The organism is Piscinibacter sp. (assembly GCF_050175855.1).
Lineage (GTDB): Bacteria > Pseudomonadota > Gammaproteobacteria > Burkholderiales > Burkholderiaceae_C > Piscinibacter.
In genome coordinates this window covers 1-5,307 of the sequence record NZ_JBFXIO010000355.1, presented here as the reverse complement: position 1 = coordinate 5,307, position 5,307 = coordinate 1, and the positions used below count along the sequence as shown (strand labels likewise).

Below are 5,307 nucleotides of genomic sequence, written 5' to 3'. Positions count from 1 at the left end.
TACGACAAGTCCAAGGTGCGCGTCTCCGTCACGATCTTCGGCCGCGCCACGCCGGTCGAGCTCGACTTCTCGCAGGTCGAGAAGGTCTGACGATTCAGTGAGTTTCCGGGCGCGCCCCGCCCCGACCCCGGGGCGCGCCGTCATCAGCAGGGTCGAATTGACGAGGAGCCGAAGCCGCGAGTGCGGTGGAAGCGCTTGAACTCGATAGGAGCCTCTCATGGCCAAGAAGATCGTCGGCTTCATCAAGCTGCAGATCCCGGCGGGCAAGGCGAATCCGTCGCCCCCGATCGGTCCCGCGCTGGGTCAGCGCGGCCTGAACATCATGGAGTTCTGCAAGGCGTTCAACGCCCAGACCCAGTCGATGGAACCCGGCCTCGTGCTGCCGGTGGTGATCACCGCGTTCGCCGACAAGTCGTTCACCTTCGTCCTCAAGACGCCGCCGGCCGCCGTGCTGATCAAGAAGGCCGCCAAGCTCGACAAGGGCTCGGCCAAGCCGCACGTCGACAAGGTCGCCAAGCTGACGCGCGCCCAGGTCGAGGAGATCGCCAAGACCAAGATGAAGGACCTGACGGCTGCCGACCTGGAAGCCGCCGTCCGCACCATTGCCGGTTCCGCCCGCTCGATGGGCGTCACCGTGGAAGGAGTCTGAGCATGGCCAAGCTGACCAAGCGCCAGAAGGCCCTCGAGGGCAAGGTCGACAGCAACAAGCTGTACCCGCTGGACAACGCGCTGGCGATCGTCAAGGAGTGCGCCACCGCCAAGTTCGACGAGTCGATCGACGTGGCCGTGCAACTCGGCGTCGACGCCAAGAAGTCCGACCAGGTGGTGCGCGGCGCCGTCGTGATGCCCAACGGCACCGGCAAGACCAAGCGCGTCGCCGTGTTCGCCCAGGGCGCCAAGGCCGAGGAAGCCAAGGCTGCCGGTGCCGACATCGTCGGCATGGACGACCTGGCCGCCGAGATCAAGGCCGGCAAGATGGATTTCGACGTCGTGATCGCCTCGCCCGACACCATGCGCATCGTCGGTACGCTCGGCCAGGTGCTCGGCCCGCGCGGCCTGATGCCGAACCCGAAGGTCGGCACCGTCACGCCCGATGTCGCCACCGCGGTGAAGAATGCCAAGGCCGGCCAGGTGCAGTTCCGCGTCGACAAGGCCGGCATCGTGCACGCCACGATCGGCCGCCGTTCGTTCGACAGCGAGAAGCTCGCCGGCAACCTGCGCGCGCTGGTCGAGGCCCTGAACAAGGCCAAGCCGGCCTCGAGCAAGGGCATCTACCTGCGCAAGGTGGCGGTGTCGTCGACCATGGGCGTGGGCGCCCGCGTCGACGTGTCGACGATCAACGCTGCCCCGGTGCAGCAGTAGGCAGAGTTTGGTGGGCTGCACGCTCCGCAAGGGCGTGCAGGCCATCGAAGACCGCTGGTGCGGAGTCCAACTCCTCCGCTTAATGGCCAGCGCAGATGGCGGTCCCGCCGGGATGGAATTTCGGTTCCGGAGTCGGTAGGTCGCTGAAACCCGGTGTGCGGGGAGGTCGAAAGACCGAACCGCACGTGTTTGTGAGGAGCAGACCTTGAGTCTCAACCGCAACGAGAAAGCAGCCGTTGTCTCGGACGTCGCCGCGCAAGTGGCCCGTTCGCAGACGCTCGCGCTGGCCGAGTACCGTGGCCTCACCGTGGAACACCTGAACGCGCTGCGCAAGCAGGCGCGCGAAAAGGGCGTGTACCTTCACGTGCTGAAGAACACCCTGGCTCGTCGCGCCGTGCAAGGCACGCCGTTCGAGGTGGCCTCGGATGCCATGGTCGGCCCGCTGATCTACGGCTTTTCCGAAGACGCCGTTGCCGCCGCGAAAGTCATCGCTGACTTCGCCAAAGGCAACGACAAGCTGATCGTCAAGGCCGGCGCCTACGCCGGCAAGCCGCTCGACGCCAACGGCGTGAAGGCACTGGCCGCTGTGCCGAGCAAGGAAGTCCTGCTCAGCCAGATCGCCGGCCTGCTGAAGTCGCCGGTGCAGCGCATGGCTGCTGTGGTGGCGGCCCTGGCCGAGAAGCGCGGCGGCAGCGCCGAAGCGCCCGCTGCCTGAAGACGATCCTTTCCCTGAACCGAATCCAACAGATATCTAGGAGCCCCAAATGGCTTTCGACAAAGACGCATTCCTGACCGCCCTCGACAGCATGTCGGTGATGGAACTCAACGACCTGGTCAAGGCGATCGAAGAGAAGTTCGGCGTGTCCGCCGCTTCGATGGCGGCCCCGGCCGCCGGTGGCGGCGGCGCTGCCGCTCCGGCCGCCGAAGAGAAGACCGAGTTCACCGTGGTGCTGACCGAAGCCGGCGCCAACAAGGTGTCGGTCATCAAGGCCGTTCGCGAGATCACCGGCCTGGGCCTGAAGGAAGCCAAGGACCTGGTCGACGGCGCGCCGAAGCCCGTCAAGGATGGCTTTGCCAAGGCCGACGCCGAAGCTGCCATGAAGAAGCTGGAAGAAGCCGGCGCCAAGGTCGAGCTCAAGTAATCGACGAGGTGCGGGCCGCCGCGGGCGGCCCGCCTTTCGAGAGCAGCGCAAAGCCCACGGGCTTTGCAGTGTTCTCTGATCCGACTGCAGAGAACGGGTTTGGTCGGACTCCGGTGCAATGCCGGGGTTGTCCGCCAGCGGCAGGTAGTGGCCTGCCACCAAGCTTCGAACGCAAGGTTCGAAAGACAGTCGCCGACGGAGCAGCCTGCCACGGCCGGGTGGGCGTTCCTGAGACGGAGTGAGAAATCACCTATGGCGCAGCAAACCACCCCCTACAGCTACACCGAGCGCAAGCGGATCCGCAAGAGCTTCGGCAAGCGTGAAAGCGTCCTCAACGTCCCCTACCTGCTGACCATGCAGAAGGAGTCGTACGTTGCCTTCCTGCAGAAGGACGTGCCTCCGCAGAAGCGCAAGCCCGAGGGGCTGCAAGCCGCGTTCCTCTCCGCATTCCCGATCGTCTCGCACAACGGGTTCGTGGAGATGAAGTTCATCGAGTTCAACATGGCCAAGCCCGCGTTCGACACGCGGGAGTGCCAGCAGCGCGGCCTGACCTACGCCGCCGCCGTGCGCGCCAAGCTGCAGATGATCATCTACGACCGCGAGTCGCCGCAGGCGAAGACGGTCAAGGAGATCAAGGAGCAGGAGGTCTACATGGGCGAAGTGCCGCTCATGACCGACTACGGCTCGTTCATCATCAACGGCACCGAGCGCGTGATCGTCTCGCAGCTGCACCGCTCGCCGGGCGTGTTCTTCGAGCACGACAAGGGCAAGACCCACAGCTCGGGCAAGCTCCTGTTCAGCGCCCGCATCATTCCGTACCGCGGCTCCTGGCTGGACTTCGAGTTCGACCCGAAGGACATCCTGTACTTCCGCGTCGACCGTCGCCGCAAGATGCCGGTGACGATCCTGCTCAAGGCGATCGGCCTGAACCCTGAGCAGATCCTGGCGCACTTCTTCGTCTTCGACAACTTCCGCCTGATGGACTCGGGCGCGCAGATGGAGTTCGTCGCCGACCGCATCCGCGGCGAGATCGCCCGCTTCGACATCACCGACAAGAACGGCAACGTGATCGTCGAAAAGGACAAGCGCATCACCGCGCGCCACGTGCGCCAGCTCGAGCAGACCGAGACCCAGTTCATCAGCGTGCCGGAAGACTTCCTGGTCGGCCGCGTGGTGGCGCGCAACGTCGTCGACGGCGACACCGGCGAGATCATCGCCAAGGCCAACGACGAGCTGACCGAAGCGCTGCTGAAGAAGCTGCGCGCGGCGGGCATCAAGGAACTGCCCTGCCTGTACACCAACGAGCTCGACGAAGGCGCCTACATCTCGCAGACGCTGGCGTCGGACGAGACCGCCGACCAGCTCGCCGCCCGCGTGGCCATCTACCGCATGATGCGCCCCGGCGAGCCGCCGACGGAAGACGCCGTCGAGGCGCTGTTCCACCGCCTGTTCTACTCGGCCGACACCTACGACCTGTCGCGCGTCGGCCGCATGAAGTTCAACGCCCGCGTCGGCCGCGACACGCCGGAAGGCGCGATGACGCTGTCCAACGAGGACATCCTCGACGTGGTGAAGATCCTCGTCGAGCTGCGCAACGGCCGCGGCCAGGTCGACGACATCGACCACCTCGGCAACCGCCGCGTGCGCTGCGTCGGCGAGCTGGCCGAGAACCAGTACCGCTCGGGCCTGGCGCGCATCGAGAAGGCCGTGAAGGAACGTCTCGGCCAGGCCGAGACCGAGGCGCTGATGCCGCACGACCTGATCAACTCCAAGCCGATCTCCGCGGCGCTGAAGGAGTTCTTCGGGGCGAGCCAGCTCTCGCAGTTCATGGACCAGACCAACCCGCTGTCGGAGATCACGCACAAGCGCCGCGTCTCCGCCCTCGGCCCGGGCGGCCTGACACGCGAGCGCGCCGGATTCGAGGTGCGTGACGTGCACGTCACTCACTACGGCCGCGTCTGCCCGATCGAGACGCCGGAAGGCCCGAACATCGGCCTGATCAACTCGCTGGCCCTGTACGCGCAGCTCAACGAGTACGGCTTCCTCGAGACGCCGTACCGCCGCGTGGCCGACGGCAAGGTGACCAACCAGATCGACTACCTGTCGGCCATCGAGGAAGGCAAGTACGTCATCGCCCAGGCCAACGCCACGCTCGACAAGGAAGGCAAGCTGATCGACGAGCTGGTGTCCGCCCGCGACAACGGCGAATCGATCCTGACCTCGCCGGAGCGCATCCAGTACATGGACGTGGCGCCGACGCAGATCGTCTCGGTGGCCGCCTCGCTGGTGCCTTTCCTCGAGCACGACGACGCGAACCGCGCGCTGATGGGCGCGAACATGCAGCGCCAGGCGGTGCCGACGCTGCGCCCCGAGAAGGCGCTGGTGGGCACGGGCGTCGAGCGCGTGGCCGCGAAGGACTCCGGCACGGTCGTGGCCGCGCGCCGCGGCGGCGTGGTCGACTACGTCGACACCAACCGCATCGTCATCCGCGTCAACGACAACGAGACGGTGGCCGGCGAGGTCGGCGTCGACATCTACAACCTGATCAAGTACCAGCGTTCCAACCAGAACACGAACATCCACCAGCGCCCGATCGTCAAGCGCGGTGACGTGGTGGCGGCCGAGGACATCATCGCCGACGGCGCCTCCACCGACATCGGCGAACTGGCACTGGGCCAGAACATGCTGGTCGCGTTCATGCCCTGGAACGGCTACAACTTCGAGGACTCGATCCTCATCTCCGAGCGCGTCGTGGCGGATGACCGCTACACCTCGATCCATATCGAGGAGCTGGTGGTCATGG

5 protein-coding genes and 1 pseudogene are annotated in these 5,307 nt (G+C 65.9%); all 6 read left to right on the top strand.

Annotated elements, in window-relative coordinates; genetic code table 11:
- Window positions 1-90 (top strand): annotated as a pseudogene (locus tag AB7U92_RS21230) (transcription termination/antitermination protein NusG); the annotation flags it as partial.
- A gap of 127 nt (window positions 91-217) precedes the next feature.
- Window positions 218-649, top strand: coding sequence for a 50S ribosomal protein L11 (gene rplK, locus AB7U92_RS21225; RefSeq protein ID WP_428581714.1), 432 nt, complete (start codon window positions 218-220; stop codon window positions 647-649).
- Window positions 650-651: 2 nt separating this feature from the next.
- A complete protein-coding gene (gene rplA, locus AB7U92_RS21220) occupies window positions 652-1,362 on the top strand; it encodes a 50S ribosomal protein L1 (RefSeq protein ID WP_428581711.1) in 711 nt (236 codons plus the stop codon).
- 205 nt (window positions 1,363-1,567) lie between these two features.
- Entirely contained in the window at window positions 1,568-2,077 is a 510-nt protein-coding gene (rplJ, locus tag AB7U92_RS21215) for a 50S ribosomal protein L10 (RefSeq protein WP_428581708.1), read from the top strand.
- 49 nt (window positions 2,078-2,126) lie between these two features.
- Window positions 2,127-2,504, top strand: a complete 378-nt coding sequence (gene rplL / locus AB7U92_RS21210) for a 50S ribosomal protein L7/L12 (RefSeq protein WP_428581705.1) — start codon at window positions 2,127-2,129, stop codon at window positions 2,502-2,504.
- A gap of 252 nt (window positions 2,505-2,756) precedes the next feature.
- A partial coding sequence (rpoB, locus tag AB7U92_RS21205) for a DNA-directed RNA polymerase subunit beta (RefSeq protein WP_428581702.1) occupies window positions 2,757-5,307 on the top strand: 2,551 nt, incomplete at its 3' end.

Bases quoted from the DNA above. Each gene is read 5' to 3' on its own strand.
- rplA (WP_428581711.1), top strand. From the start codon at position 652: ATGGCCAAGCTGACCAAGCGCCAGAAGGCCCTCGAGGGCAAGGTCGAC.
- rplL (WP_428581705.1), top strand. From the start codon at position 2,127: ATGGCTTTCGACAAAGACGCATTCCTGACCGCCCTCGACAGCATGTCG.
- rplK (WP_428581714.1), top strand. From the start codon at position 218: ATGGCCAAGAAGATCGTCGGCTTCATCAAGCTGCAGATCCCGGCGGGC.